23 protein-coding genes, 1 tRNA gene and 1 riboswitch are annotated in these 25,450 nt (G+C 65.1%); of the genes, 11 read left to right on the plus strand and 13 right to left on the minus strand.

The annotated features are described in order from the left end of the window. Positions 1-11: 11 nt before the first annotated feature. A complete protein-coding gene (locus I6F09_RS10720) occupies positions 12-1,214 on the minus strand; it encodes an MFS transporter (protein WP_225139685.1) in 1,203 nt (400 codons plus the stop codon). 118 nt (positions 1,215-1,332) lie between these two features. After that, positions 1,333-1,409: riboswitch (Fluoride riboswitch) on the minus strand. 259 nt (positions 1,410-1,668) lie between these two features. Here I6F09_RS10720 and I6F09_RS10725 point away from each other — a divergent pair. Both I6F09_RS10725 and I6F09_RS10730 read left to right on the plus strand, forming a co-directional pair. Next, positions 1,669-2,532: a DUF1194 domain-containing protein gene (locus I6F09_RS10725; RefSeq protein WP_036004084.1), complete on the plus strand. Its 864-nt coding sequence runs from the start codon at positions 1,669-1,671 to the stop codon at positions 2,530-2,532. Between the two features lie 193 nt (positions 2,533-2,725). After that, complete coding sequence (locus tag I6F09_RS10730; RefSeq protein WP_225188017.1) at positions 2,726-3,361, plus strand: hypothetical protein; 636 nt, start codon at positions 2,726-2,728, stop codon at positions 3,359-3,361. 7 nt (positions 3,362-3,368) lie between these two features. Here the strand turns inward: I6F09_RS10730 and I6F09_RS10735 are convergent, their stop codons facing one another. Then, positions 3,369-4,208, minus strand: coding sequence for a nucleotidyltransferase domain-containing protein (locus I6F09_RS10735; protein ID WP_225188018.1), 840 nt, complete (start codon positions 4,206-4,208; stop codon positions 3,369-3,371). Between the two features lie 111 nt (positions 4,209-4,319). Here I6F09_RS10735 and I6F09_RS10740 point away from each other — a divergent pair, with 111 nt between their 5' ends. Beyond that, on the plus strand, positions 4,320-4,919 hold the full coding sequence (locus tag I6F09_RS10740; RefSeq protein WP_225188019.1) for a hypothetical protein: 600 nt from the start codon (positions 4,320-4,322) through the stop codon (positions 4,917-4,919). Here I6F09_RS10740 and I6F09_RS10745 read toward each other — a convergent pair. After that, positions 4,916-5,995: a Tat pathway signal protein gene (locus I6F09_RS10745; RefSeq protein WP_225188020.1), complete on the minus strand. Its 1,080-nt coding sequence runs from the start codon at positions 5,993-5,995 to the stop codon at positions 4,916-4,918. The two genes, I6F09_RS10740 and I6F09_RS10745, sit on opposite strands and share 4 nt — an antisense overlap. An 84-nt stretch (positions 5,996-6,079) precedes the next feature. Next, entirely contained in the window at positions 6,080-7,135 is a 1,056-nt protein-coding gene (locus I6F09_RS10750; protein WP_225188021.1) for a GntR family transcriptional regulator, read from the minus strand. Here I6F09_RS10750 and I6F09_RS10755 point away from each other — a divergent pair. Genes I6F09_RS10755 through I6F09_RS10775 form a run of 5 tightly spaced genes read left to right on the plus strand, consistent with a single transcriptional unit; the run spans position 7,079 to position 12,012 of the window. Then, positions 7,079-8,014, plus strand: coding sequence for a hydroxymethylglutaryl-CoA lyase (locus I6F09_RS10755; protein WP_225188022.1), 936 nt, complete (start codon positions 7,079-7,081; stop codon positions 8,012-8,014). The two genes, I6F09_RS10750 and I6F09_RS10755, sit on opposite strands and share 57 nt — an antisense overlap. Then, positions 8,011-9,225 carry a CaiB/BaiF CoA-transferase family protein gene (locus I6F09_RS10760; RefSeq protein ID WP_225188023.1) on the plus strand — a complete coding sequence of 405 codons (1,215 nt, stop codon included), beginning with the start codon at positions 8,011-8,013 and terminating at the stop codon, positions 9,223-9,225. The genes I6F09_RS10755 and I6F09_RS10760 overlap by 4 nt, the downstream gene beginning before the upstream one ends. 41 nt (positions 9,226-9,266) lie before the next feature. Beyond that, complete coding sequence (locus tag I6F09_RS10765) at positions 9,267-10,313, plus strand: ABC transporter substrate-binding protein (protein ID WP_225112637.1); 1,047 nt, start codon at positions 9,267-9,269, stop codon at positions 10,311-10,313. Next, positions 10,310-11,158 carry an ABC transporter ATP-binding protein gene (locus tag I6F09_RS10770; RefSeq protein ID WP_225188024.1) on the plus strand — a complete coding sequence of 283 codons (849 nt, stop codon included), beginning with the start codon at positions 10,310-10,312 and terminating at the stop codon, positions 11,156-11,158. Before I6F09_RS10765 ends, I6F09_RS10770 begins: the two co-directional genes overlap by 4 nt. Before the next feature lie 2 nt (positions 11,159-11,160). Beyond that, the gene (locus I6F09_RS10775; RefSeq protein ID WP_225146185.1) at positions 11,161-12,012 is read left to right on the plus strand and encodes an ABC transporter permease; all 852 of its coding nucleotides are present in this window, start codon (positions 11,161-11,163) and stop codon (positions 12,010-12,012) included. A gap of 6 nt (positions 12,013-12,018) precedes the next feature. Here the strand turns inward: I6F09_RS10775 and I6F09_RS10780 are convergent, their stop codons facing one another. The 7 genes from I6F09_RS10780 to I6F09_RS10810 form a co-directional block, all read right to left on the minus strand. Beyond that, entirely contained in the window at positions 12,019-13,266 is a 1,248-nt protein-coding gene (locus tag I6F09_RS10780; protein ID WP_225188025.1) for a methyltransferase, read from the minus strand. Further along, on the minus strand, positions 13,259-13,993 hold the full coding sequence (locus I6F09_RS10785) for a TlyA family RNA methyltransferase (RefSeq protein WP_225150024.1): 735 nt from the start codon (positions 13,991-13,993) through the stop codon (positions 13,259-13,261). The genes I6F09_RS10780 and I6F09_RS10785 overlap by 8 nt, the downstream gene beginning before the upstream one ends. 27 nt (positions 13,994-14,020) lie before the next feature. Continuing rightward, on the minus strand, positions 14,021-14,575 hold the full coding sequence (locus I6F09_RS10790) for a nucleoside 2-deoxyribosyltransferase (RefSeq protein ID WP_225188026.1): 555 nt from the start codon (positions 14,573-14,575) through the stop codon (positions 14,021-14,023). A 218-nt stretch (positions 14,576-14,793) separates the two neighbouring features. Beyond that, complete coding sequence (gene dxs / locus I6F09_RS10795) at positions 14,794-16,722, minus strand: 1-deoxy-D-xylulose-5-phosphate synthase (RefSeq protein WP_225127537.1); 1,929 nt, start codon at positions 16,720-16,722, stop codon at positions 14,794-14,796. Positions 16,723-17,349: 627 nt separating this feature from the next. Next, a complete protein-coding gene (locus I6F09_RS10800; protein ID WP_008132970.1) occupies positions 17,350-17,601 on the minus strand; it encodes an exodeoxyribonuclease VII small subunit in 252 nt (83 codons plus the stop codon). A 73-nt stretch (positions 17,602-17,674) separates the two neighbouring features. Beyond that, positions 17,675-18,604, minus strand: a complete 930-nt coding sequence (locus I6F09_RS10805) for a histone deacetylase family protein (protein WP_036004131.1) — start codon at positions 18,602-18,604, stop codon at positions 17,675-17,677. Between the two features lie 123 nt (positions 18,605-18,727). Then, positions 18,728-20,389 (minus strand): bifunctional metallophosphatase/5'-nucleotidase, encoded by a 1,662-nt coding sequence (locus tag I6F09_RS10810; RefSeq protein WP_225188027.1) that lies wholly within the window; start codon positions 20,387-20,389, stop codon positions 18,728-18,730. Between the two features lie 208 nt (positions 20,390-20,597). Here I6F09_RS10810 and I6F09_RS10815 point away from each other — a divergent pair, with 208 nt between their 5' ends. Beyond that, positions 20,598-21,830, plus strand: a complete 1,233-nt coding sequence (locus I6F09_RS10815) for an MFS transporter (RefSeq protein ID WP_225188028.1) — start codon at positions 20,598-20,600, stop codon at positions 21,828-21,830. Positions 21,831-21,937: 107 nt separating this feature from the next. Here I6F09_RS10815 and I6F09_RS10820 read toward each other — a convergent pair whose 3' ends face one another. Further along, entirely contained in the window at positions 21,938-23,716 is a 1,779-nt protein-coding gene (locus I6F09_RS10820) for an acyl-CoA dehydrogenase (protein WP_225139678.1), read from the minus strand. Between the two features lie 243 nt (positions 23,717-23,959). Between I6F09_RS10820 and I6F09_RS10825 the strand changes: the two genes are divergently transcribed. Together I6F09_RS10825 and I6F09_RS10830 are read left to right on the plus strand one after the other, a co-directional pair. Next, positions 23,960-24,034: transfer RNA gene (locus I6F09_RS10825), tRNA-Gln, on the plus strand. Between the two features lie 220 nt (positions 24,035-24,254). After that, a complete protein-coding gene (locus tag I6F09_RS10830) occupies positions 24,255-24,596 on the plus strand; it encodes a 5-carboxymethyl-2-hydroxymuconate Delta-isomerase (RefSeq protein ID WP_036004140.1) in 342 nt (113 codons plus the stop codon). Positions 24,597-24,624: 28 nt separating this feature from the next. Here the strand turns inward: I6F09_RS10830 and I6F09_RS10835 are convergent, their stop codons facing one another. After that, a complete protein-coding gene (locus I6F09_RS10835; RefSeq protein ID WP_109144609.1) occupies positions 24,625-25,419 on the minus strand; it encodes an IclR family transcriptional regulator C-terminal domain-containing protein in 795 nt (264 codons plus the stop codon). Positions 25,420-25,450 lie beyond the last annotated feature (31 nt).

Raw genomic sequence — 25,450 nt, forward strand, 5'->3', positions numbered from 1 at the left:
CGCCATTTGCTTCACTTGCCCTCGGTGGCCAGACCTTTGCCGACGGCGAGCAGCCCCACCAGCGAAACCAGCGCGAATCCAAGCCCGGCAAGAAACGTTCCCGCCGGTCCATAGGCGTCCCACAGCGCACCCGCGATCACGCTCGCAGCCAGCAAGGCAAGCCCGGTGAACAGGTTGAAATAGCCGAAGGCGGTGCCGCGCAGGCTTGGCGGGGCGGCATCGGCGACCATGGCCGAGAGCAGGCCCTGCGTCAGTCCCATATGGAGTCCCCACAGCACGACTCCGAGCGCGAGGCCCGCAAGGCTCGGGAGCAGCGCCAGCGCGAGGTCGGCCGCGGCGACGAAGACCAGGCCGAGCGCGAGCAGGCCGGTCCGGTTGATCCGGTCCGACAGCACGCCGGCCGGATAGGCCGACAGTGCATAGGCGACGTTCATCAGCACCAGTACAGCCGGCACCCACATCACGTCGAGCCCGATGTTCTGTGCGCGCAAGATTAGGAAGGCCTCGCTGAAGCGCGCGAGCGTGAACACGACGCCCACGGCGACGACGCGCCAATAGACCGCTCCGAGCTGGCGCATTGCGGCGAGATTGAGCGGATTTTCCGCACGTTTCCGGCTCGGATCGGGCTCCGGCTCCTTCACCGCGAACGCGATCAGCCCGAAGGACAGGAAGGCCGGCAGCACCGCCACCCAGAACACGAGGGTAAAATTGTCTGCCGTCCACCACATCAGGCCGATTGCCACGAGCGGGCCGAGGAAGGCGCCGATCGTGTCGAGCGATTGCCGCAGGCCAAAGCTCGCGCCGCGCAGGCCGACGGGGGCGATATCTGCGATCAGCGCATCGCGCGGCGCGCCGCGAATTCCCTTGCCGACGCGATCGATGAAGCGCGCCGCTACCAGCCATCCGACGCTGGGCGCGAGCGGGAACAGCGGCTTGGTGAAGGCGGCTAGCCCGTAGCCGAGCGCGGCGAGCAGCTTGCGGCGGCCGAGCCAGTCCGACAGCGCACCGGAGAAGATCTTGGTGATCGAGGCGGTCGCCTCGGCAATGCCCTCGATGAAGCCGACGGTGAGGGTGGAGGCGCCGAGCACGGTGACGAGATAGACCGGCAGCAGCGCGTGGATCATCTCGGAGGAGATGTCCATGAACATCGAGACAAAGCCGAGCACCCAGATCCCTCTGGGCAGTGTGGTACGTACGGCATTCGGTGTCGTCATCGTCACGTCTTCGTGGTCCCCTCGCATTCGCCTGCCGGCCGCCAGCAGGCAACAAAAAACCCGCCATCGGCGGGTGTGTCCATGCTCCCGCCAAAGGCAGAGGCCCAAGATTGCCTCTCCTCGAGCAGGAGTCATCAGCCCATGAGGTCATCGATCGCCGGGCGGTTGTCGGGGGACTCCATCCCCATCTGCGACCAACCTAGCATGGAAATCGTGCCGGACAAGTGGGCGGGGTCGCGTGCCTCCGCCGGCAGCTGGATTCCGGGCCCTCGCTTCGCGAGTCCCGGAACGACGGCTCTTGAGATCGCCCCTGTTCCCGACGCAAGCACGGCAACATGGCGGCAGACTTGCGTAACGTGTGAATTCCTAACTCGAATGTGAAGCACAAGCGATCTTCGGCCTTTGCGGCAAGCCGATTGCATGTCACCATCGCGTCATACGACGGGAGACTGCGATGCGTTTGCTGTTCTCGATCGGGGCTGTGCTGGTGGCCGGCATGTTCGCCGGAGGGGACGTCGCGGGCATCGCGGCACCAGGACCCAAATTCGAATCGCCCAGAACTCAACCGCAGCGGCTTGCGGCCGACAAGGACGCGCAGAGCGTCGATGTCGAGCTGATCCTCGCGGTCGACGTGTCCTACTCGATGGACATGGACGAGCTCGCGATCCAGCGCGAGGGCTATGCACAGGCGATCCAGTCGAAGGAGTTCCTGCAGGCGCTGAAGCTCGGCCCGAACGGCCGCATCGCAGTGACCTATTTCGAGTGGGCCGCCTCCAGCGACCAGAAGATCATCATTCCCTGGCGGCTGATCGATGGTCCGGAGACGGCGGACGCGGTTGCCGCCGAGATCATGAAGACGCCGATCCGGCGCGCTTCGCGCACCTCGATATCAGGCGCGATCAACTTCGCGATGCCGCTGTTCGACGAGGATCCCTATCGCGGCCTGCGCCGCGTCATCGACATTTCCGGCGACGGTCCGAACAACAATGGCGGCCCGGTCACGATGGCGCGTGACGCCGCGCTGGAGAAAGGCATCGTCATCAACGGCCTGCCGATCATGGTCAAGGAGCCGTCCTATTCGACCATGGATATCGACAATCTCGATCTTTATTACGAGGACTGCGTCATCGGGGGACCGGGGTCCTTCGTCATCACGATCAAGGAGCGCGACAAGTTCAAGGAAGCGATCCGCACCAAGCTGCTGATGGAAATCGCCGGCCGCACCCCGGAGCGGCCCGTGATGCCGGTTGCCGACAAGGAGCCGCGCGTCAATTGCCTCATCGGCGAGAAGATCTGGTCCGATCGCTGGGGGCGGTGAGGGGGCGGTTTTTTCCGGCGGCATCACGCCCGCCAGTTCCGGCTGAGACCTTTTGCCCGCCCGGCCAACGCGCGCTTAACGGCTCGTTAACGGGTGCGTGGCCCTAATCGCATCGTTACTGTTCGTTCCCGCCGGCATCCTGACCTGCCCAAGCGTGCGAAAGCGGGTTTGTCAGGCCCGTCCGAGCAATCCAATGGCCATCGTCACATCGAGCACCAGCCAGATTTCGCCCGCCAACGAGCGGCTGTACCGGCAGAGCGCTCTGCTCGGTGAGTGGAAGGGCAATTGGGTCGGCAACAACCAGCCCGTCGGCTTCAAGGTCGTCAACATCCGCGGGGCCCGGGCGCAGGTCGAGTACACCTACAACGGACGCACCGAGCGCGGCTTCGGCGAGGTTCAGGGCACGCTCATCACCTTCGGCGGGGTTACGGTCGGCACCAAGGACGGCAAGAACATGGTGATGCTGTTCTCGTTCGGGGGCGTCGGCAAGCAGACCGCAAATCTGCAAAAGCAGGACCCGCCGGCGTCCGACAGCCGCCTGATGGGAAGCTGGGGCGGCTATTCCAGCGAGAACGGCAAGAGCGCGAGCTTCAAGGTGCTGTCGGTCAATGGCAAGGAGGCCGAGGTCAGCGTCACCACCGACGGCGTCACCCGCAAGGGCACCGGCTTCGTCTACAAGAACGTCATCATGTTCGGACAGACGCAGATCGCAAGCGACGACGGGCAGAACGGCAAGATCATCTACCAGGTCGGCACCAAATCCTTCATGGTGCCGGTGACGAAATATCCGCCGGCGGATTCGTCGTCTTCGGTCGACAAGACCGCATAACCACCCTTTACGGCGCTGTTCCGCCGGGGTGAGCCAGCGCCTTCAATTCTCGGTCGACCTGCCGCAGCATTGCGCAGGCCTGCGCGAAACCGCCATCAGCGACGAGTCGCCAGATTTCGTCGGCCTGCTCCACCAGGTGTGGAATCGTCAGCGGCAGGCCGGCTGCCTCCTGCAGCGCCCCCTTCTCGTTGATCAGATAGCGCTCGTTCAGTGCGAACAGAACCTGCGCGACGCAGGCGAGCGATCTGTAGAGGCAGCCCGCGACGTGGGTCCACTCGTTGCGTGCGGCCGCGAGCTCGGCATTTTCGATGCTGAACAGGACTTCCCATTGGAAGCGCCGGATCAGGGCGCTGCGCAGTGGCTCCGGATAGGGAATCGCGATCGACTTGAGCCGGGCAATCAGGCCGGTCGGCTCGTGCAGCGGCTGACAATATGCGATCTCGCCCATCCAGATCGCCGAGCAGAAGCCATGCGGATGGCCGGGTTGGTAGTCCATGGTGACCACGCCGGCGCCGCAGGATTCCATGACGGCCTCGACCGCGTCGGCGTCGCGATAGAGCAGGTCGACCTTGCAGCCTCCCACCGAAAGCCAGGCGCCGCCGACGATCCAGGGCCCCCATTCTCCGACGGGCGTCACCGTCGTGGCGGCGGGATCGTCCGCTATCGTCTTCGCGGCGGCCAGCAACCGTCCGATGTCCAGCGCTGACTTGAAATAGAGTCCGATATCGTAGTCCGAGGCCGCATGCGCGCGGCCCCGCGCGCGAGAGCCGCCGAGTACGACAGCTTGAACGCCAGGTACATCGGCAACAACGGATGTCAGGCGGGTGAGCAGCGGATCGTCCGGCATTAGGTGCGGTTCCCCGAAAGACCTGCGGCCGCGAGGGCCGGCGCGGTCACTCCGCTGGCATTGATGACGGTCGAGGAGTATAGTTTTAAGGGCTTTTAGACGGTAGCCAGAATGTTCGACCTTGCACGCTCATGCGCTCTTGCAGCTCTCGCCGTGTTCTGCCTCGGCGGAGCGCCGGTTCACGCGCAAGTGGCGCCGCTGCGATATTGGATTCCCGGCGGGCCTTTCGGCCTTGGCGGCGCTGCCGGCCTGAGCTCCGACAGCTATGGCAACTTTGCGGGCTTCAACGCCGGAGAGGCCGATTGGCGTACGAGCTCTGCGAACGGCTTCTTCATCGGTCGCGAACGCGGCAATCTCGGATTGAGCGGCTTCAACCAGGCGGGCTCGCTCGGCAATTTCAGCGCGCTCTCTTATGACAGCACGCAATTCGGCTATCAGATGAAGACCGGCGGCGGCATGCCCGTCACCTTTTTCGCCGGCTTCGACACGCTGAAATACGGCAACGGCATCGGCAGCTCATTGGCGCCGCTCACCTCCACCGCCGCGCCCGGCTATGGCGGGTTTGCGGGTGTCGAATTCAAGCCGACCTCAAATCTCAGCCTGTCGTTCGGCGTCGGCTACACCCAGCAGGAATCGGGCCGCATGGACAGCGATATCAGATCGAACATGCTGCCCGGCGAATCGCCGGCGCTGAGCGGCCTTCGGCGCTAGGGTCGCATCACCAGCTCCGGCGGACGCCGCAGCGATTGCGGCAGGCTTGGGCCGGTGCCGAAGCGCATCACGATGTCGGGGCGTCGTTCGCCGAGGCCGAGTCGGGTCGCGAATTGCTGCCTCAGTGCTGCGACCTCGACCGGCTGGTTGACGAAGGAATATTTCAGTCCCAGTGCGGTCGCCTGCAAGCCGAAGCGCTGGCAGGCGCGGCCGACCGCGATCCAGTGCGAGGTGTCGCTGCGATCGGCAGCAAGCACGACGACACCGGCCGAGCTGTCAAGCTGCTCGCGGTATTTCTTGTTTTCTCCGCTTTCGGTGAAGAACAGCTTCAGAAGCGGCCGGGCTATCCAGGACGGCAGCGCAGGATTTCCCGATGCGGGCGCGAACAACCCGTCCATCGTCGCGACCGCCTCTGCCTCGTTGAAGCGGATCCAGTCGACGAGCTCGCGCATGAAGGCCTTGTCGCGCATCTGCGCCGAATTGCCTTCGAGCACATAGTCGGTGACCTCAGCCATCCCGGCACGCTCGGTGATCAGGATCGCAGCGACGCCGGGTTGCCGGCAGGCGTTCTCGAGCTGGCGCAGGATCTCGGGCGCGGCAGGCTTGCCGGCGAAGGCCGCGCGGGTGCATTGTCTGACGGGAATTGCATCGGCCAGGGCCGATGCGGCAGGAGCGGCCTCGTCGAGCGTGATCACGATGCGATCGCCGTCGACGACCGGATCGGCGCGCCAGCCCAGCGTGGCCGCGGCGAGGATGAGGTTTTCGGCGGCACAGCCGAGACTGACGAAGAGATGATGATCGTCGGGATCGACGGCCGGACAGCGCCGCGCGACGTCAGGCGCAATCGTGATGACATTGCCGCGGACGGCGAAGATCCACGGCTGGGTGTTGTGGCTGTTGGCCGCAAGCGTCGCAAACCGGACGAGCTCGCGATCCCTCTGGCCTGCTCGCAGCGGAGCCCGTGACGCGTTGATGGCCTCGTCATAGGTCATCGCCGCCAGCGCGGCGGAAGGGCTGCCGATCGCTGCCGCAGAAAGCCCGAGCGCGGTCGTGATGAATTGTCGCCGGTTGGCCACGGACTTCCGCTCCACACCCCATGATGAGGCATTCTTAGCGCCAGGCGGCGCCGAGAAGATTGACCGGAATCAAGGTCGGCAGGATCACGATACGCCGGCGACCAGCGGACGCTGCAGGTGCCGGGCCATCAGGTCGGCGGCTTCGCTGTAGCGCCGCGCTTCCAGAACGTCGAGCAGGCGCAGATGCTCGCGCACGTGCCGCCTCATGCCGTCACGATCGGCGAAGCTGCGATAGGCGAACAGGCGCCTGATCGAGTTCACGCGCTTGAGCGCTTCGAGGAAGAATGGATTGCCTGTTCCGCGGATGATCTCCTCGTGGAATTCGCAGCCGGAGTGAAAGATCTCGCCAATCGTCATCTTCTCGATTTCGCCGTCGAAGACCCGCTGTTGGCGCTCGCGCAGGCGTGTGATCACCTCCTGGGGCAGCGCAAAGCCGGGCTGTGCGATCGCCGCCGGCTCGATCACTGCGCGAAACGCCTTGGCCTGCGCCTGCGCTTCGGGGCTCGAGACCGTCTCCGCGAAACGCCAGCCATAGCCGGGCAGGCGTGCGATCCAGCCCTCGGCGGCGATACGGTCCAGCAGCCGCTGCAACTCCGCGCGGCTCAGATCATAGCGGCGCAAGAGCTCCGCCTCCGTGACGTCGGCTGGGAGTCGGCTCGCGAGCACGTCCCCTGCGATGGCCGTATAAACCTGCTCGCCGCGCCTGACGGCCGCGAGCGCCGGTTGGGCGGCGCCGCTGGTCGGATTCTTCGCCAGCACGAAGCCACGATGCGGCTCGCCGCGTGCCAGCCCCGCCGCTTCCAGGGCCTTCAGGCCGAGCCGGATCGGCGCGCGTGAAAGGTCCAGCGCATCCGCAAGCCTTTGTTCGACCAAGCGGTCTCCGGCCTTCATGCCTTCGCGGCGGGCTAGCGCCATGATCAGGCCGGCGAGCTGCTCGGCCCGCTCGGAACCGTTCTTGTCGCTGCGCGGTCGGGAACTGTCGGTGGCGCTCATTGCAGTGCACGCAAGTTTTAGGGCTTGACAGACTGTCTCATGGATTGTTCTTTTATGCAATAATATACAATCGTCCCGAGGGAGACCCACATGGCCCGCGAGCCCGATGTCCACATTTGCGAGGTCGCGCCCCGCGATGGTCTTCAAAACCTGGACATCTTCGTTCCGACCGAGGCCAAATGCGCGTTGATCGACATGATCGCCGCCGCGGGCATACGCGAGATCGATGCCGGGTCGTTCGTTCCGCCGAAGGTCGTGCCGCAATTCGCCGACGTTGATACGGTGATGGCGCATGCGCTCATGCACAAATCGACTACCATCGGCGCGCTGGTGCCTAACTCCAAGGGCGCCGAGCGCGCCATCGGCGCCGGCGTCGACGCCGTTTATTTCGTCATCTCGGCCAGCGAGACGCACAACCGCGCAAACGTGCGCCGCTCGGTCGACGAGCAGGTCGAGGGGTTTCGCGCAGTCCGCGCTGCGATCGACGCCCAGCCGTTGGGGCAGCGGCCGCGCTTGATGGGGGCGATCTCCACCTCCTTCGGCTGCTCGCTGGAAGGGGAGGTGAGCGAAGCGGCGGTGTGCCGGGTTGCGCGCGCTTTTGCCGAAGCGCGTGCCGACGAGATCGGGCTTGCCGACACCGTCGGTTATGCGACGCCGAAATCGATCCGGCAGATCGTCGGGGCGGTGCAGCGCGAGCTCGGGTCGCAAATGACGCTGCGGCTGCATCTGCACGATACGCTCGGCGCCGGCCTGGCCAATGCCGTCGCCGGCCTTGAAGCGGGCATTCGCCGTTTCGATGCCGCCGTATCCGGCCTCGGCGGATGTCCCTTCGCTCCAGGCGCACGCGGTAACATCGTCACCGAGGATCTGGTGTTCATGCTGGAGCGCATGGGGCTCTCCACCGGCATCGACCTCGACCGCCTGATGCAGACCCGCGAGATTCTCGCCCGCCACATCCCCGCAGACCATCTGACCGGGCATCTGCACGAGGCCGGAATTCCCAAGCTCCTGCGGAGCGCGGCATGACCATGGCTGTGCGTGAGACGGGATCTGAGCTTCGTCCGTTGGCGGGCCTTCGGGTCATCGAGTTCAGCCAGATGGTGATGGGGCCGAGCTGCGGCTTGATCCTGGCCGATCTCGGTGCCGACGTGATCAAGGTCGAGCCGCCCAAGGGTGACCGTACCCGCGCCTTCAAGGGACCTGCCGCCGGCTTCTTTGCGACCTACAGCCGCAACAAGCGCAGCATCGCTCTGGACACGTCGACAGCACAGGGCCAGGACATCGCACGCAGACTGCTCGAGCACAGCGACGTGCTGATCGAGAACTTCCGGCCGGGCCTGTTGAAGCGGATTGGTCTCGACTACGAGAGCGTCGCGGCTTTCGCACCGCGCCTGATCTATTGCTCGCTCAAGGGCTATCTGCCTGGTCCTTACGAGAACCGCCTGGCGCTCGACGAAGTCGTGCAGATGATGGGCGGCCTCGCCTACATGACCGGCTTGCCCGACAGGCCGATGCGCGCCGGCGCCTCGGTCAATGACGTCATGGGCGGCATGTTCGGTGTGATCGCGATCCAGGCCGCGCTCGCCGAGCGGCAGCGCACCGGCCGGGGCCGCTACATCCAGAGTGCGCTGTATGAGAACAACGTGTTCCTGATGGCCCAGGCGATGATGTGCGAGGTGGTCAGCGGGCAGCCATCGATCCCCTATTCGATCAAGGACAGCCCGTGGCCCGTCTACGACCTCTTCGACACCAGGGATGGCTCGAAACTGTTCGTCACCATCGTCGGTGAAGAGCAATGGGAAGCGTTCTGCCGTGCCTTCGCTCGCGAAGCTTGGCTCTCCGATCCCCGCTTTGCCACCAGCAATGACCGGGTCGATCATCGCGGCTGGTTGATCCCGGAAATCGCAAATATCTTCAAGCAATGGGACAAGGCCGATCTCTCCAAGCGGCTCGAGCAGCTCGATCTGCCCTACGCACCGGTGAACAAGCCCGGCGATCTCTTCGACGATCCGCATCTCAACCAATCCGGCGGCCTGACCGACATCCGTTTGCCTGACGGTAACGAGGTCAAGACACCGCTGTTGCCGATTGCCATGGACGGAAAGCGGCTGTCCAACCGCTACGATCCACCCGGTATCGGCGAGCACAGCGGCGACATCCTGCGCGAGATCGGGATGTCGCCGGATGAGATCGAACAGCTGCGACAAGCAGGGACAATCAAGGTCCCGCCGTCCTGACGGACCGCGCGATTGAACAAGAACCAAGGGAGGAGGATCACATGAGCATTTCGAGACGCCAGGCGCTGTTCGCGGGGTCTGCATGGGCCGGCGCGTCGCTGCTGCCGGGGCCATTGCGTGCGGAGGCCAAGCAGGTCTCGCTCGCTTTCGGGCCGGTGTCGCCGGTTTACGCCGTCGGCATGATCGCGGAGCTGAAGGGGTACTTCAAGGACGAAGGGCTCGACTCCAAGCTCGTTACCGGCAATGCCGGTACGTTCGGCCGGCAGACATTGGCGGCGGGGCAGGCGCTGTTCGCGCACGGCGATGCCAGCCATCCGCTCCAGCTCGGTGCGCGCGGCAAGCCCTGCAGGATGCTGCTCGCGACCGAGATGGTATGCTCCTACGCCAACATCGTGGTCCGGCAGGACCTCTACGAGAGCGGCATCAATTCGATCGAGAAGCTCGCGGATTACAAGCGCCCCGACGGCGCCAAGCCGATCGTTGCCGCGACCGCCATCGGGTCAGGCACCTGGGTGTACGGCACCTATGTGTTCGAAGCGCGTGGGCTCGGCAACAAGGTGAACTGGGTTGCGGGCGGCGGGCCCAACACGATGTTCCCATCGCTGCAGACCAAGCAGTTCGACGCCATCGTGGCGCCGCCGAGCTGGATCGTCGAGGTCGAGAAGAAGGGTTTTGGCCGGACGATCTACGACACGTCGAAGCCTGGCGTGTTCGAGAAGGATTTCGGCGGGACGTTGCCCGTGCTGGTGATCTACACGCTCCAGGACACGGTCCAGCAGGACAAGGCGATGGTGCAGGCCTACGTCAACGCGATCTACCGGGCGATGGCTTTTGTGAAGGCGGCGCCGCTCGCGGAGGTGCAGGCGCTGGTCACGCCGAAGTATTTTTCAGGGATAGATCCCGATGCCGTCAGCGCCGAGCTCGGCTTCGACAAGTCGACCTGGGCCTATGACGGCGTCATCGACAAGGCGTCGTTCGAGCGCGGCGCCAAGCCCTGGTACCGCAAGGGCACGGACATTCCCGAGACCAGATACGAGGATGCGGTCGACATGAGCTTCCTTCAGGCGGCCAGGGCGAAATACAAATGATCGCCGCGCCAAGCCAGAGCCTCGCGCTCGCGCGCGACGAGGATCGAGCAGCGGCTGCGCGCACGCGCATCGCCGTACAGGGTCTTGCCAAGCGCTTCAACGCGTCCGGACGCGAGTTCGTGGCGGTGGATGACGTTTCCTTCGAGGTCAAGCAGGGCGAGTTCGTCGCGCTGCTCGGTCCATCCGGCTGCGGCAAAAGCACCATTCTCAATATGGTCGCGGGGCTGTTGCCGCGCTCCGGCGGACGCATCCTGATCGACCAGGACACGGTCGAGACCGGCGAGGTCAACCCCAGGGTCGGCTATGTCTTCCAGCGCGATACGCTGTTTCCGTGGCGGACCGTGGAGCAGAACATCGGCTATGGGCTGGAGATCGCGGGAGTGCCAAAGAGCGAGCGCGCCGCGCGCGTTGCCACCGCCATCGAGAAGGCCGGCCTTGCAGGCTTTGCGCAGAGCTTCCCGCGCATGCTGTCCGGCGGCATGCGCCAGCGTGTCGCCTTAATGCGCACGCTGATCCTGGAGCCCGAGATCCTGCTGATGGACGAGCCGTTCGGCGCGCTCGACACCCACACCAAGCTCGAGATGCACAAGACGCTGGTGGAGATCTGGGAACGCGAGCGGCAGACCGTTCTGTTTGTGACTCACGATCTCGGCGAAGCCTTGACGCTGGCGAGCCGCATCATTCTGCTCTCGGCGCGCCCCGGGCGTCTCAAGGAAGACTTCGACGTCGCCATTCCGCGTCCGCGCGATCCCGTGGCCGTGCGTGAGACGGCCGAGTTCGCCCGGCTCTATTCCCACATCTGGCATTCCCTCGGCGAAGAATTCCGCCGCACCAGGGCCGACTGATCATGTCCAACAGCCGCACCGTCATCCTGTTCTGGCAATTGGCCATTCTCGCAGTGGTTCTCGTCGTCTGGCAATGGGGCTTCGAATGGAGCAAGACGCTGCTGCCGAAGGCCTACGTGCCGAAAATCCTCGATCCCTATTTCGTCGCCAAGCCGTCGCTGATCTGGCAGAGTTTCCTGCGGCTTGGCTGCTTCGCAGACGCGACCGGCTTTACCGCCTGCATCAAGGGCAGCGACAACAATCTATGGCTTGCCACACTCGTCACGTTGAAGAACACCTGGTGGGGCTTTCTGTTCGGCTCGGCGAGCGGGATCGCGGCCGGCCTGGTGCTCGGCCGTTCCGATTTCCTCTCTCGCGTGTTCAGCCCCTACATCGTGGCGTTCAACTCCATACCGCGCATTGCGCTGGTCCCGCTCGTCATCCTGATTTTCGGCCTCGGTGACCTCTCCAAGATCGCAACCGCCTGGCTCGTCGTGTTCTTCGTGGTGTTCTTCAACACCTTCGAGGGAACGCGTGCGGTCGACCGTGACCAGATCGCTGCCGCCCGCCTGCTCGGCGCCAGCGAATTCACGGTGCTGCGCACGGTCGTGATCCCATCCGCGCTCGCCTGGGTGTTTGCCTCGCTCTTGCCGGCCGTTTCTTTCGCGCTGATCGGCGTGATCGTTGGCGAGTTCATCGGCGCCGAACGCGGTCTCGGCAAGCTCATCATCGAAGCTGAGGCGCGGGCCAATGCCAGCGAGATGATGGTAGCCATCTTCGTCATGATGTTCGTCGGCATCCTGCTGGCAATCGCAGTGCGCTCGCTGCAGTCCTACCTCTTGCGATGGCAGCCGCAATTCGAGGCTTCGGCGTAGCCCGCGTCAGCGGCTGAACCGCGCCACCAGCTCGACATGCGGCGTGTGGCGGAACTGGTCGACCGGTACCACGGACTCCAGCCGATAGCCGCCGTCGATCAAGAGCCGTGCGTCGCGGGCAAACGTCGCGGCGTTGCAGGACACCGCGATCACGACCGGCACCTTGCTCGCCGCAAGCTTCAGAGCCTGCGCCTGCGCGCCCTGGCGCGGCGGGTCGAATACCACGGCGTCGAAGTCCCGCAGCTCCTGCGGCACCAGCGGGCGGCGGAACAGATCGCGCGGCTCGCATTTGATCGGCTTCAAGCCAGGTGTGCGCGCAGCTTTCGCCAGCGCCGCGATGGCGCCGGCGTCACTGTCATAGGCGGTGACGCGGGCCTTCTCCGCGAGCCTGAGCGCAAACGGGCCGACGCCGCAGAAGAGGTCGAGCACCTCCTTGGCTTTGCCGATGCGCTCGGCGACGAGTGCGGCAAGCGTCTCCTCGCCCGCCACCGTCGCCTGCAGGAACGAGCCCGGCGGCAACGTCACCTCGGCGCGGCCCATCCTCACCGTCGGCGGCAGGCGTTGCAGCACCAGCTCGCCATGCCGTGTCAGCCGCGCCAGACGGTGCTGCTCGGCGACCCGCGACAGCGCCGCGACCAGCGCCGTCGGCAGCGGGCCCGAGCCGCGCACGTCGACATCGAGCCCGTTGGCGGTCGCGGTGACCTGGATGTCCAATGGCTTGGTCACTGGCATCTTGGACGTCAGCGGCTCGGCGAGTGCCCAGGCGGCATCGATCGCGCCCTCGAGCGCGGGATCGAGGATCGGGCAACGATGGATCGGGATGACGTCGTGCGAGCTCGCAGCCGAAAAGCCGACCTTGAGGATGTCGTGCGTGCCGAACCGGCCGTGCAGCGTGATGCGCCGGCGCCCGGCGCCGTGGGCGTCGACCAGCGGCGCCACCTCGCAATCGATGCCGGCCTGCGCCAGCGTTTCGATCACGATGTTGCGCTTCCAGGCCCGATACGGCTCGGTCGCCCAATGCTGGATGGCGCAGCCGCCACACACGCCGAAATGCGGACAGAACGGCTCGACGCGTTCCGGGCTGGCGACTTCAACTGCCAGCAGCTTGCGGCGGTCGGGATGATGGCCTGCGACGTGATCGACCTCGACGGTCTCGCCGCCGAGCGTGTAAGGCACATAGATTGCTTCGCCGGCGTCGAGGCAGACGCCGTCGCCGCGATGGCCGACATGATCGATCGTGATGCGCTCAACCACGGCGCGCGCCCAGGAAGAATTCGATGTTGCCGTCGCCGCCCGTGATCGGCGAGGGGAATATCTCGATCTCGGTGCAGCCGAGCGAAGCCGCGAAGGCTGCGATGTCGTCGCAGATCTCCCGGTGCACGGCGGCATCGCGGATGATGCCCTTCTTGTTGTGCTTCCGCTCCGCCTCGAATTGCGGCTTGATCAGCGCCAGCAGGCTCATCGGCGCGGCTGCCAGCGACAGAGCTACCGGCAGCACTGATTTCAGCGAGATGAAGCTGACGTCGATGACGACGACATCGGGCCGCGCCGGCAGGCGCTTGCCCTCATAGCTGCGGATGTCGGTCTCCTCCATCGACACGATCTTGGGATGATCGCGCAGCGAGGGATGCAGCTGGCTGGTTCCGACATCGATGGCGAACACCAGGCTCGCGCCGTTCGCTAGCAGCACCTCGGTGAAGCCGCCGGTGGATGCGCCGACGTCGAGGCAGACATGGTCCTCGATCTCAATCGGGTACCGCTCCAGCGCCCCGGCGAGCTTGACGCCGCCGCGGGAGACGTAAGGGTGCGCCGGCTCGGCCTGGATCACCGCGTCCTCGGCAATCGTCTCCGACGGCTTTGCGACCTGCTTGTCGTCGGCCGTGACGAGGCCGGCCTCGATCGCCGCGCGGGCCCGCGCCCGGCTCTCGAACAGGCCGCGCTCGACCAGCAATACATCCGCGCGCTTGCGGGCAGGGGGCATCGGATCTCCGACGGACGACTAAAAAGCTTATGTAGCGATCAATCGCGCGGCCGCCATCCGGACGCAAGTCTCGAACGCGGTGAGATCGTGCCAGACGTCGGTCGGCATAGTGGCCGGCGTCACCAGCGGGCAGCCGTGCAGCTCCAGCGCATGGATCATCATGAGGTTGTCGACGAGGCCGAAATCTTCGACCGTCAGCCCTTGGGCATCGACCAGCCGCCCGTTCTCGGAGGTGACCTCCATGAAGCGACTGAGGCGGTCGGCATAGGCGGCGCCATCGTTGGAATAAGCCAGGCAGAATTTGCGGCGGCCGGCCATGTAGCCGAGCTCGTAGACGGTGCCGGGATCGGCGCCGGCGCCGCGGAACGGCGTGAGGTTGGCGATGATGGCATCGGCCGCGTCCATCATCGCCTCGTTGCCGCAGAAAATCTGCCGCGAAGCGTCGCGCGCGGTGAGGTCGATCGCGTTGTCGAGGGGGTAGAGCCCGGTAAGCCCGTGCGCGGCGCAGATTTCGACCTTGCGCCGGCCGATCTCGAGGGCATCCGGCAGGAACACGTCGGGGCCTGCCAGATAGATTTTCATCGCACGACCGATTGAGAAGGCATCGGAGTTGCCGCGACGTTGGCGGTGCAAAACCTCTCCCAAGGGGAGAGGTCGCGCCAAAGGCGCGGGTGAGGGGTTACGTTCTCACGTGGGATCTGAGCCCCTCACCCGGATTGCACTGGACGATGCTTCGCATCGCCAGGAGCAATCCGACCTCTCCCTACGGGAGAGGTGGGGTTCAGCGTCTGCCGCGACAATCAAGCCAGCTTGACCGTCTCGGTCTTCACATCCTTGCCGAGCGCCTCGAACACCTTGGCCACGATGCCCTTGGCGTCGAGGCCGGCGCGGGCGTACATCGCGGCCGGGGTGTCGTGATCCTGGAACACGTCGGGCAGCACCATCGAGCGGAACTTGACCATGCCGGTGTCGAGCACGCCCTGATCGGTCAGGAACTGCGCGACATGCGAGCCGAAACCGCCGATCGAGCCTTCCTCGATCGTGATCAGGATCTCGTGGTCGCGCGCGAGCTTGAGCACCAGCTCGGTGTCGAGCGGCTTCATGAAGCGCGCATCGGCGATCGTGGTCGACAGGCCGTGGGCGGCGAGCTCGTCGGCAGCCTTCTCGCATTCGGCGAGACGGGTGCCGAAGGAGAGCAGCGCGATCTTGCTGCCCTGGCGGATCACGCGGCCCTTGCCGATCTCGAGCGGAATGCCGACCTCGGGCATCTCGATGCCGCGGCCTTCGCCGCGCGGATAGCGCAGCGAGCTCGGACGGTCGTCGATCGCAACCTGGGTCGCCACCATGTGCACCAGCTCGGCTTCATCCGCCGCCGCCATGATCACCATGTTGGGCAGGCAGCCGAGATAGGCGTTGTCGAACGAGCCGGCATGGGTCGCACCGTCGGCGCCGACGAGGCCGGCGCGATCGATGGCGAAGCGGACGGGCAGGCTCTGGATCGCGACGTCGTGGACGATCTGGTCGTAGCCGCGCTGCAGGAAGGTCGAGTAGATCGCGCAGAACGGCTTGTAGCCTTCGGTCGCAAGGCCCGCGGCAAAGGTCACCGCGTGCTGCTCGGCGATGCCGACGTCGAAGGTGCGGTCGGGGAAGGCCTTGTTGAAGATGTCGACACCGGTGCCCGACGGCATCGCCGCGGTGATGGCGACGATCTTGTCGTCCTTCTGCGCTTCCTTGACGAGGCTCTGGCCGAACACGTTCTGATAAGCCGGCGCGTTCGGCTTGGCCTTGGCCTGCGTGCCGGTCGCGACGTCGAACTTGACGACGGCGTGATACTTGTCGGCGGAGGCTTCCGCCGGGCCGTAGCCCTTGCCCTTCTGCGTCACGACGTGGACCAGGATCGGACCGGTCTCCATGTCGCGGACGTTCTTCAGCACGGGCAGGAGATGGTCGAGGTTGTGGCCGTCGATCGGGCCGACATAGTAGAAGCCGAGCTCCTCGAACAGCGTGCCGCCGTCCATCATGAAGCCGCGGGAATATTCCTCGACGCGATTGGCGCGGTTGGCGAGGATCTTGGGCAGGCGCTTGTTGATCTGCTTGGCCGCATCGCGCAGCGTGCGATAGGTCTTGCCGGAATAGAGGCGCGACAGATAAGCGCTCATGGCGCCGACCGGCGGCGCGATCGACATGTCGTTGTCGTTGAGAATGACGATCAGGCGCGAGTTCATCGCCCCCGCATTGTTCATGGCCTCATAGGCCATGCCGGCCGACATCGCGCCGTCACCGATCACGGCGATAACGTTGTTCTTGCCGCCGGAGAGGTCGCGCGCCACGGCCATGCCGAGGCCGGCGGAGATCGAGGTCGAGGAATGCGCCGCGCCGAACGGATCGTAGTCGCTCTCGCTGCGCTTGGTGAAGCCGGACAGGCCGCCGCCGGTGCGCAGCGTGCGGATGCGGTCGCGCCGGCCGGTGAGGATCTTGTGCGGATAGGCCTGGTGGCCGACGTCCCAGATCAGCCGGTCGCGCGGCGTATCGAAGACGTAATGGATCGCGGTGGTGAGCTCGACCACGCCGAGGCCCGCGCCGAAGTGACCGCCGGTCACCGAGACGGCATCGATGGTCTCCTGCCGCAGCTCGTCGGCAACCTGGCGAACCTGCTCGACCTTGAGCTTGCGCAGATCTTCCGGCGTCCGGATGGTGTCGAGAAGCGGCGTCTTACTGTATGCGTTCACGGCGATTTCCAATTTGTCAGCACCAGAAGGTCATTCCGGTGCGCGATGGGTTTGCACAATATCGGCGCAGCGCGAGTCCTATAACCGTCGGAGCCACCTGCACGGGGCAAGGCCCCGCCTTCAAGCTTAGGTAAGCTTAAGTGTGCTCCGGTTCAGTCTCTGTGATCCCTGTCACTTAGATCGGCTTCGTCCGTCCCAAGCCAATTTCATCAGCAGTTTGAAGCACTTGTCGTCGGTAATCGGTGCCCACGCAAGGCTTACAAAAAGCCACACTCCGCGCAGCTTTACACCAAAGCTTAGGCCAAAGCCAACCCGCTGGGCCGATTAGGGGTATGCAGGTGCAACTCGCGGACCAGAAGTGGTTAACCTCGGGGCGCGGTAAGGGGTTCCGGCCTTGCTCGGTTCTTGGCAGGCTTTTTGGCCCGAGTATGGGCTTTTCTAGCTCTCAACGACCCGATTCGAAGGCAGGGACGTATCCACCGCCAGGGAACCGCATGACGGCCGGGAGCTGCGCACGGCGATAAGGACGCAGCGGCCACGCTCACCGCGAAGACATTCTACGCGGACCTGCGTCGCGGTCTTGCGCGGCCCTGCGGGGGCAGAAGACTGAGCGGGAGAGCACTCTTATTACTGGACGTCGAGCGGGGCCGTGCCGGTGGCCTGGCCGCTGGCATCGGTGGTGATCTTGTCGACGCGCGCCTCGGCCTGGCGCAACAATTCCTCGCAGCGCCGCTTCAGGGCCTCGCCGCGCTCGTAGATCGTCACGGATTCCTCGAGCGGCACCTTGCCGTCCTCGAGCCGCTTCACGATCGTTTCGAGTTCCTCGATCGCGCGCTCGAAGGTGAGCCTGGAGACGTCGACTTGAGTGTTTTCGGCCATATCCGTTTCCGATTGCCCGATTCGCTTCACCTTTGAGAAAGCAGAGTTTTACGGGCGTAATGTGGCGGGTGGGTCAAGCGCCCATCAGGGCGCCGACATGCGCCGTAACAGATTCTTTCAGTCCCTGCAGGTCATAGCCGCCCTCGAGCACCGAAACAACGCGGCCGCCGGCAGTCTTGTCGGCGAGGTCCATCAGCTTGCGCGTCACCCAGGCATAGTCCTCCGCGCGCAGGTTGAGCGAAGCCAGGGGATCGCGATAATGCGCGTCGAAGCCGGCCGAGATGATCAAGAGCTCCGGGCTGAATTTCTCGAGCTGCGGCAGGATCAGATTCTCGAACGCGACGCGGAATTCCGGGCCGCCGTCCTCGGAGGCGAGCGGCGCATTGACGATGGTGTCGTGATCGCCGCGCTCGCTTTTGGCGCCGGTGCCCGGAAACAGCGGCATCTGGTGCGTCGAGCAGTACATCACGGTCGGGTCCGACCAGAAGATGTCCTGCGTGCCGTTGCCGTGATGCACGTCGAAGTCGACGATGGCCGCGCGCTTGATGCCGTATTTGCGCTGGGCGTGGCGCGCGGCGATCGCGACGTTGTCGAAGAAGCAGAAGCCCATCGGCTTGCCGATCTCGGCGTGATGTCCGGGCGGGCGGACCGCGACGAAGGCGTTGCGATGCTCGCCGGCCATCACTGCTTCGGTCGCCGCAACCGCGCCGCCGACGCCGCGCATCACCGCCTCCCACGTGCCGGGGGACATCGAGGTGTCGCCGTCGATGTAGACCTGACCGCTGGTGGGCGCGATGTGGCGCAGCTCGGTGACGTAATGCTCGTTGTGGCAGAGCGTGACGAGATCGAGATCGCCCTCCGGCGCCTCCTCGCGCGCCAGGAACTGGAAGCGCTCATGCGACAAGGCTTCTTCCACCGCGCGTAGGCGATCTGGCCTTTCAGGGTGTCCCGGCGGCGTGACATGGTCGAGGCAGGCCTTGTGGGAAAGGAGAAGCGTGCTCATCAGGTCGGCCTCACGGAAAAACGGGCTTTTGCCGTCGTTGGCGCATCCGGCGCCAAAACGCAATGCAAAATCCAATCTAAGCGCTTGGCCGGGAATGGCAAAGGGCTGCCCGCTTGATCCGGATCAATTCACCCGCAGGATGCGCCGGGGCGGCAGCGGACCGACCGGCCCGTGCGCCCGGAAGAACGCGAACAGCGCGTCCGCATCGTAACCGCCGTATTGTGGCGCGGTGCCCTGTTTGGCGACGGTAAACCCGTCTCCGCCGACGGCGAGGTAATCGTTGAGCGTGACGCGGTAGCCGCTTCCTGGCTTGATCGGCCTGCCGTTGAGTGTCATCTTCTCCAGGCTGACGCGCTCGCCGAACGGTTTTGAAGCATCCCAGGTATAGCTGAAGCCGTTCGACACCTGGAGAATCCGCGGCCGCTTCGGGTCCAGCCATTGCTGCTCGAGCAAGTCCTTGAGCTGGCTGCCCGTCAGCGTCATGGTGACAAGACGATTGCGGAACGGCTGGCTGGCGAAGACGTCGCCGAACGTGATCGCGCCATTCTCCTTCGGAACGATGTCGGTGCGGATGCCGCCGGGATTGGTGAGCGCGATGACAGCGCTGCCATCCTTCGCATCGCGCGTTGCGAGCAATTGCGCGTCGGCGATGATATCGCCGAGCGCGCTTTCGCCGGCCTCGTTCGGCACGCGCGACAATGTCTGCGTCACTGAGCCGGCGGGCCGGTTGGCGATCGGCGCGGAGAGCTTGTCGTAGGCGTCGATCAACGCGGTCTGCTCGGGATCCCTGGCCAGCGAAGCATTGGCGACGATGACGTTCTCGGCCTTGGCGGCGACGATATCGCGAGTCACAGGATCGAGCTTGAGGTCGATCGCGGTGACGAGTGTGCCGTATTTGTCGCCGCTAGTGACGAGCCGCCCGTCGATATTGCAGATGTAGGCGCGATGGGTGTGGCCGCTGACGACGACGTCGACGGCACGGTCGAATTTCCTGACGATGTCGACGATCGGCCCGGTGATGGCAGGGCATTCATTGTAGTCGCCGGCGGGCTCGCCGCCCTGGTGGATCAGCACCACGATCGCTTCGACGCCGCGCGCCTTCAGCTGCGGCACCAGCGCGTTCACTGTCTCGGCCTCGTCGCGGAATTCGAGCCCGGCGATGCCCGCGGGCGAGACGATGCCGGCGGTCTCCTTCAAGGTCAGGCCGATGAAGCCGACGGGGATGCCGTCGAACTCCCTGATCTCGTAGGGCGGCAGCACGCTCTTGCCGGTCGCGGTCTCGACGGTGGAGGCCGCGAGATAACGGAATTTGGCGCCCTTGAAGGGATGCGGTCCCTGGCAGCCGTCGACGGGATGACAGCCGCCGTTCTGCATGCGCAGAAGCTCGGTGTTGCCCTCGTCGAATTCGTGATTGCCGACCGAGCTGATCGCAAGGCCCATCATCGAGAGCGCCTCGATCGAGGGCTCGTCGTGAAACATCGCCGACAGAAACGGGCTCGCGCCGATCAGGTCGCCCGCGGCGACGAAGATGGCGTTCTTGTGCCCGTCGCGCAGCTGCTTCAGCAGCGTCGCCATGTACTCGGCGCCGCCGGCTACCACCGTCACCTTCTTGGACTTGTCCTCGGGGTCGTTGATGCGGATGCCGCCCGGCGGCGGCCGCAGATGGCCGTGAAAATCATTGATCGCGAGAATGCGCAGCTCGACGGGGGCTGCGCTCTGGGCCGCAGCGGGGAGGGTGCCGGTGAGAGCGAGGACGAAGCAGGCCAGGCGGAGAAGATGTCGCATGGAGTTAGACTATTCGTTCGGCGCGAAGATTTCACGAAGGTTGTTGTCGTCATTTTTGAGGCACGCGCAGCGTCGTTCCCCCGACAATCCCATCATCGCCGCCAGGTCCGCTACGTGCCGCAACAATTAGCTACAATGTTTCATTTGAAAAACCGCTGGTTGTGGGGCACGATCCGGCCCCGTTCCCTTCAGACAGACCGTCAGATTCATGATTGCCGCCCCCCGGATCGACGAATCCTCACCGTATTATCGCGGCTGGCGGGTCGTGCTGGCGTGCTTCCTGATGGCCTTCTTCATGTTCGGCTTCGGCCTCTACGGCCAAGGCGTCTATCTCGCCGAGTTGCAGCGCGCTCACGGCTGGCCGGGCACGCTGATCTCCGCGGCCAGCACCTTCTCGTTTCTCCTGACCTCCGTGCTCGTCATCTTCACCGATGACCTGCTCGAGCGCATCGGGCTGCGCGCGCTGATCCTGTGCGGCCTGTCGGCGCTCGGCGCTTCGACTGTGCTGCTGGCGCTGGTGCAGACGCCCTGGCAGCTCTATCTCGCCTATGCGCTGATGTCGGTTGGCTGGACCGGCATGGGCACGGTGGTGATCGCGACCGTGCTGAATTCCTGGTTCGAGCAGCGGCGCGGGCTTGCGCTCAGCCTTGCCTTCAACGGCGCGACTTGCGGCGGCATCATTCTCGTCCCGCTGCTGCTGTCGCTGACCGGCAGCATCGGCTTCCGTTCCGCGATGCTGGCGGCGACCCTCGCGATGATGGTGCTGGTGCTGCCGGCGGTCGTGACCTTCATCGGCTGGCCCGCAGGCATGGCGCCTGCAGCGGGCGGACGTTCCTCCGGCTCCTCAGCGCCGGTTCGCTCGCGCAAGGCGGTGCTCGCCAACGCGGCGTTCTGGACCATGGTGCTGCCGATCGCGTTCGCGCTGCTGGCGCAGATGGGTTTCATCGTCCACCAGGTGACGTTTCTCGAGCCGCTGATCGGCCGCTCCGCCGCAGGGCTTGCCGTCACGATCATGGCGGCGATGGCGATCGTCGGGCGCCTCTCGCTCGGCCTGTTCGTCGACCGGCTCGATGCCCGGCTCGCCTGTGCGGTTTCGATGACGAGCCAGGCGGCTGCGCTGTTCGTGGCTCTGCAAAGCACGAGCCCGACCGTGCTGCTGGCCTGCTGCGCCGTCTACGGCTTCTCGATGGGGAACATGATCACGTTCCCGCCCTTGATCATCCAGCGCGAGATCGGTGCTTCGGCCTTCGCGACCGCGGTGGGCTTGGGCACCTCGATCAGCGGCATCGTCAGCGCCTTCGGCCCCGGTGTCGTCGGTCTCGTGCGGAGCGTTACGGGCAATTACACGACGGCGTTTGCGATCTGCGTGGTGCTCGATCTCGCCGCGGCGGGCGTGGTGCTGTGGCGGCCGGGGAGAAGGGCTCAGGTCGCAGCTTTGTAGCCCGGATGGAGCGCAGCGCAATCCGGGACCGCTGTATCCGCGGTGAGACTTTCCCGGATTTCGCTACGCTCCATCCGGGCTAAGATGTCGCGTTTGCGGCGCTCACCTTACCCCAGCAGCGCCGCATCCGCCGCTGCGACCGATTCCGCGCTCTCGGTCACGGTGCGCTCGAGCGCGCCCGCCTGCACCGCGATGTTCTCGGCGAAGAAGCGCGCCAGCGCGACGTAGCGTGGCGCGTCGCCAAGGCCTTCGGCCTTGGCGGCGAGCGCCTCGGAGGCGAGCAGGCAGCCGCCGAGCGTGGAGCCGAATTGCTGCAGATAGGGCGTCGCCCCCGCAAGCGCGTCGTTCGGCGCGGAGGCAACGCGCTCCAGCAGCCATTTGCTGGTGCGCGTGAGCGCCTCCAGCGCCTCGCGCAGCTTGGTGCCGGTGGTGCCGAAGGCGGGATCGTTGGAGGCCTCCACCTGCTTGACGGTCGCCGAGAGCTCGTCGAGCAGCGCCCACACCGACGCGCCGCCATTGGCAGCTAACTTGCGCGTGACGAGATCGATCGCCTGGATGCCGTTGGTGCCCTCGTAGATCGCGGTGATGCGGGCATCGCGGTAGTGCTGGGCCGCGCCGGTCTCCTCGATGAAGCCCATGCCGCCATGCACCTGCACGCCGAGATAGGCGACCTCGTTGCCGATATCGGTGGAATAGGCCTTGGCCATCGGCGTCAGCAACGCCGCGCGTGCGGCGGCTTCAGCGCGCACCGTCGGATCCTTGGCGCGGGTCGAGACGTCGATCGCGACAGCCGTCGCATAGCAGATGGTGCGGGCGGCCGCGGTCTGGGCCCGCATCCGCATCAGCATGCGCTTGACGTCGGGATGCACGAAGATCGCATCCGAGCCGTCGCCTTTCTTGCCTACCGCGCGGCCTTGGCGGCGCTCCTGCGCATACGACAGGGCCTGCTGGTAGGCCCGGTCGGCAACGCCGACGCCCTCCAGGCCGACGCCGAGGCGGGCCTGGTTCATCATCGTGAACATGCAGCGCATGCCCTGGTTCTCTTCGCCGATCAGATAGCCGATGGCGCCGCCATGATCGCCCATGGTCATGGTGCACGTCGGCGAGGCATGCATGCCGAGCTTGTGCTCGACGCCGCTCGCATAGATGTCGTTGCGCGGCCCCAGCGAGCCGTCCGCGTTGACCATGAACTTCGGCACCAGGAACAGCGAGATCCCCTTGGTGCCGGCGGGTGCATCGGGCAGACGCGCGAGCACGAAATGCACGATGTTGTCGGTCATGTCGTGCTCGCCATACGTGATGAAGATCTTCGTCCCCTTGATGCGATAGGTGCCGTCCGCCTGCTTTTCGGCGCGGGTGCGCAGCGCGCCGACGTCGGAGCCGGCCTGCGGCTCGGTCAGCTGCATCGTCCCGGTCCATTCGCCGGAGACGAGCTTTTTGAGATAGATCTGCTTCAGCTCGTCGCTGCCGTGGGCGTCCAGCGCCTCGATCGCCGACGCCGTCAGCAGCGGGCAAAGGCCGAAGGCGACGTTGGCCGCGCTCCAGATCTCGGTGCAGGCGGCGTTGATGGCGAGCGGCAGGCCCTGGCCGCCGAAATCTTCCGGGCCGGACACCGCATTCCAGCCGCCCTCGGTCCAGCGCTTGTAGGCGTCAGGCCAGCCCGGCGCGGTCGTGACCTTGGCGCCCTCGAGCTTGATGCCGTGCTCGTCGCCGACCTTGTTGAGCGGCGCCAGCACGTCGGATGCGAACTTGCCGGCTTCCTCCAGCACGGCCGCGGCAATGTCGGCGTCGAAATCGCCGTAATGGCCGGCCTCCAGGGCGGCCTTGAGGCCCGCGCCATGGTTGAGCGACAGCAGCATGTCAGAAATCGGCGCGCGGTAGGTCATGGCTCACTCCCCGAGAACAAATATTGGCGCCGTATTCCCATGAAACGGGAGCGGTCTCAACTGCCGGGACGCCGGATGGGCTGGCCGGAACGGGCAGGGCCGTCGGAGCCCAGAATAGAGTGTCGGCCGCCGGGCCCTTTTTGCCCCTCCAGGCGGTTGAAATGCCGCGCCGCTCCCTATAGACCGGCTGCGACCGACGGGAATCTGCGGGTGCCGGTTCTGCCCGTTCCGTTCGTCGTCTGTTGGGGCGTAGCCAAGCGGTAAGGCAGCGGATTTTGATTCCGCCATTCGGAGGTTCGATCCCTCCCGCCCCAGCCAGATCTTCCGCCCAGCCTGAAATCACCCACGGACCCGGCCCGGCTGGGGAGCTGCTGCACAGCTCTGCGCTGCACAGGGCGTTTCTCGGCAAAGATTCCGCCGACCGGGCCTTCCCCATGCGAACCATGACCCGCCGCGACAAAGATGGCGACGTTGAGGGGCGAACGGTCTACGACGGTGAGGTCATCTCATGAACGCCACCTAAAACGAGAACAACGTCATGCCGCACTTGGTGATCGAATATTCGGAAGGGGCGCTCGCTCGCGACGACGTAACAGGCTTGATGGAAGCGCTCTTTGAAGCCGCTTGGCGAACGGGTATCATGAAGGCGGAGGACGTCAAGGTGCGCGCGTGCGTCTACAACGATTTCCTGGTTGCCGGGAAGCGTGACAGCTTCGTGCATCTGTCTGTCTATTTGCTCGAAGGTCGATCGCCCGACCAGAAGGTCGAGCTGAGTACGAGCCTTCGACGGACGATGACAGAGCGATGCCCGGATGTGGCCAGCATAAGCGTGGATGTCCGTGACATGGACCCGGTCGCCTACAAGAAACGGCTAAAATGACGGGTGCTCGCCAAAAGACGGCAGCTTCTCAGACGAGCAGGGGCTGCGCGGCGAGGGACATCTCCTTGAGGAGAGGCAGGAAGCGATCGATCATCTCACCGGTCGTGATGCGATCGACATGAGCGCCGATATTTGCGGCCGCGATGACGGCGCCATCGTAGCGGCGAATTGGCACCGATATCGACCGAAAGCCCTCTTCGGCTTCCTGATCGACAAGGCTATACCCTTTGGTGCGGTCGGCAATGATCGTCGCAATCACTGCCGATTTGTCGACCAGCGTCGACTGGGTCAGAGCCGCCAGCTTCATGCCGTCGACCGTTCTCGTCAGCTCGTCGTTTGCCAATCTGCCCAGCAGAACGCGTCCCACCGACGTGCAGAAAGCCGGCAGCCGATATCCTATGTCCAGTCCGGTCGAAAATACCCGCGCCGGACTCGAGCGGGCGATGAAAACGACCTCTTCGCCATCCAGGACCGCAAGGGAGCAGACCTCCCTGGCCTTGCCGGCGACCTCGTCCATCAACGGCTGCATCACGGTGCTGATTTGGTTCGACGCCAAATAGGCCGAAGCCAAAAGCAGCACTCTGGGCGTTAGCGAAAACAACCGCTCGTTGCCCGCGACGAATCCGGATTTTACGAGGGTCATCAGAATCCGGCGCACCGTCGCCCGCGGAAGATTCGCGCTCTTGGAGAGGTCGCTGAGGGTCATTGGACGGCGATCGATACCGAACGACTGTATCACGCGAAGACCCCGATCCAGGGTCTCGATGAACTCGCTGCCCTCCCGCGCCTTTTCCTCTTCTTCCGTACGCTTCAGCCTCGGCATTCTATTGGGCGGTCCCTCTCAGTGGCCTCTC

The sequence above is a fragment of the Bradyrhizobium sp. IC3195 genome (assembly GCF_020193585.1).
GTDB classification, from domain to species: Bacteria; Pseudomonadota; Alphaproteobacteria; order Rhizobiales; family Xanthobacteraceae; genus Bradyrhizobium; species Bradyrhizobium yuanmingense.

Excerpts from the sequence above, each read along its gene's own strand:
- I6F09_RS10725 (WP_036004084.1), top strand. The coding sequence starts at position 1,669 with ATGCGTTTGCTGTTCTCGATCGGGGCTGTGCTGGTGGCCGGCATGTTC.
- I6F09_RS10830 (WP_036004140.1), top strand. The coding sequence starts at position 24,255 with ATGCCGCACTTGGTGATCGAATATTCGGAAGGGGCGCTCGCTCGCGAC.
- I6F09_RS10775 (WP_225146185.1), top strand. The coding sequence starts at position 11,161 with ATGTCCAACAGCCGCACCGTCATCCTGTTCTGGCAATTGGCCATTCTC.
- I6F09_RS10815 (WP_225188028.1), top strand. The coding sequence starts at position 20,598 with ATGATTGCCGCCCCCCGGATCGACGAATCCTCACCGTATTATCGCGGC.
- I6F09_RS10735 (WP_225188018.1), bottom strand. The coding sequence starts at position 4,208 with ATGCCGGACGATCCGCTGCTCACCCGCCTGACATCCGTTGTTGCCGAT.
- I6F09_RS10805 (WP_036004131.1), bottom strand. The coding sequence starts at position 18,604 with ATGAGCACGCTTCTCCTTTCCCACAAGGCCTGCCTCGACCATGTCACG.
- I6F09_RS10835 (WP_109144609.1), bottom strand. The coding sequence starts at position 25,419 with ATGCCGAGGCTGAAGCGTACGGAAGAAGAGGAAAAGGCGCGGGAGGGC.
- I6F09_RS10730 (WP_225188017.1), top strand. The coding sequence starts at position 2,726 with ATGGCCATCGTCACATCGAGCACCAGCCAGATTTCGCCCGCCAACGAG.
- I6F09_RS10820 (WP_225139678.1), bottom strand. The coding sequence starts at position 23,716 with ATGACCTACCGCGCGCCGATTTCTGACATGCTGCTGTCGCTCAACCAT.
- I6F09_RS10810 (WP_225188027.1), bottom strand. The coding sequence starts at position 20,389 with ATGCGACATCTTCTCCGCCTGGCCTGCTTCGTCCTCGCTCTCACCGGC.
- I6F09_RS10720 (WP_225139685.1), bottom strand. The coding sequence starts at position 1,214 with ATGACGACACCGAATGCCGTACGTACCACACTGCCCAGAGGGATCTGG.
- I6F09_RS10755 (WP_225188022.1), top strand. The coding sequence starts at position 7,079 with ATGGCCCGCGAGCCCGATGTCCACATTTGCGAGGTCGCGCCCCGCGAT.
- I6F09_RS10800 (WP_008132970.1), bottom strand. The coding sequence starts at position 17,601 with ATGGCCGAAAACACTCAAGTCGACGTCTCCAGGCTCACCTTCGAGCGC.
- I6F09_RS10760 (WP_225188023.1), top strand. The coding sequence starts at position 8,011 with ATGACCATGGCTGTGCGTGAGACGGGATCTGAGCTTCGTCCGTTGGCG.
- I6F09_RS10740 (WP_225188019.1), top strand. The coding sequence starts at position 4,320 with ATGTTCGACCTTGCACGCTCATGCGCTCTTGCAGCTCTCGCCGTGTTC.
- I6F09_RS10765 (WP_225112637.1), top strand. The coding sequence starts at position 9,267 with ATGAGCATTTCGAGACGCCAGGCGCTGTTCGCGGGGTCTGCATGGGCC.
- I6F09_RS10790 (WP_225188026.1), bottom strand. The coding sequence starts at position 14,575 with ATGAAAATCTATCTGGCAGGCCCCGACGTGTTCCTGCCGGATGCCCTC.
- I6F09_RS10785 (WP_225150024.1), bottom strand. The coding sequence starts at position 13,993 with ATGCCCCCTGCCCGCAAGCGCGCGGATGTATTGCTGGTCGAGCGCGGC.
- I6F09_RS10770 (WP_225188024.1), top strand. The coding sequence starts at position 10,310 with ATGATCGCCGCGCCAAGCCAGAGCCTCGCGCTCGCGCGCGACGAGGAT.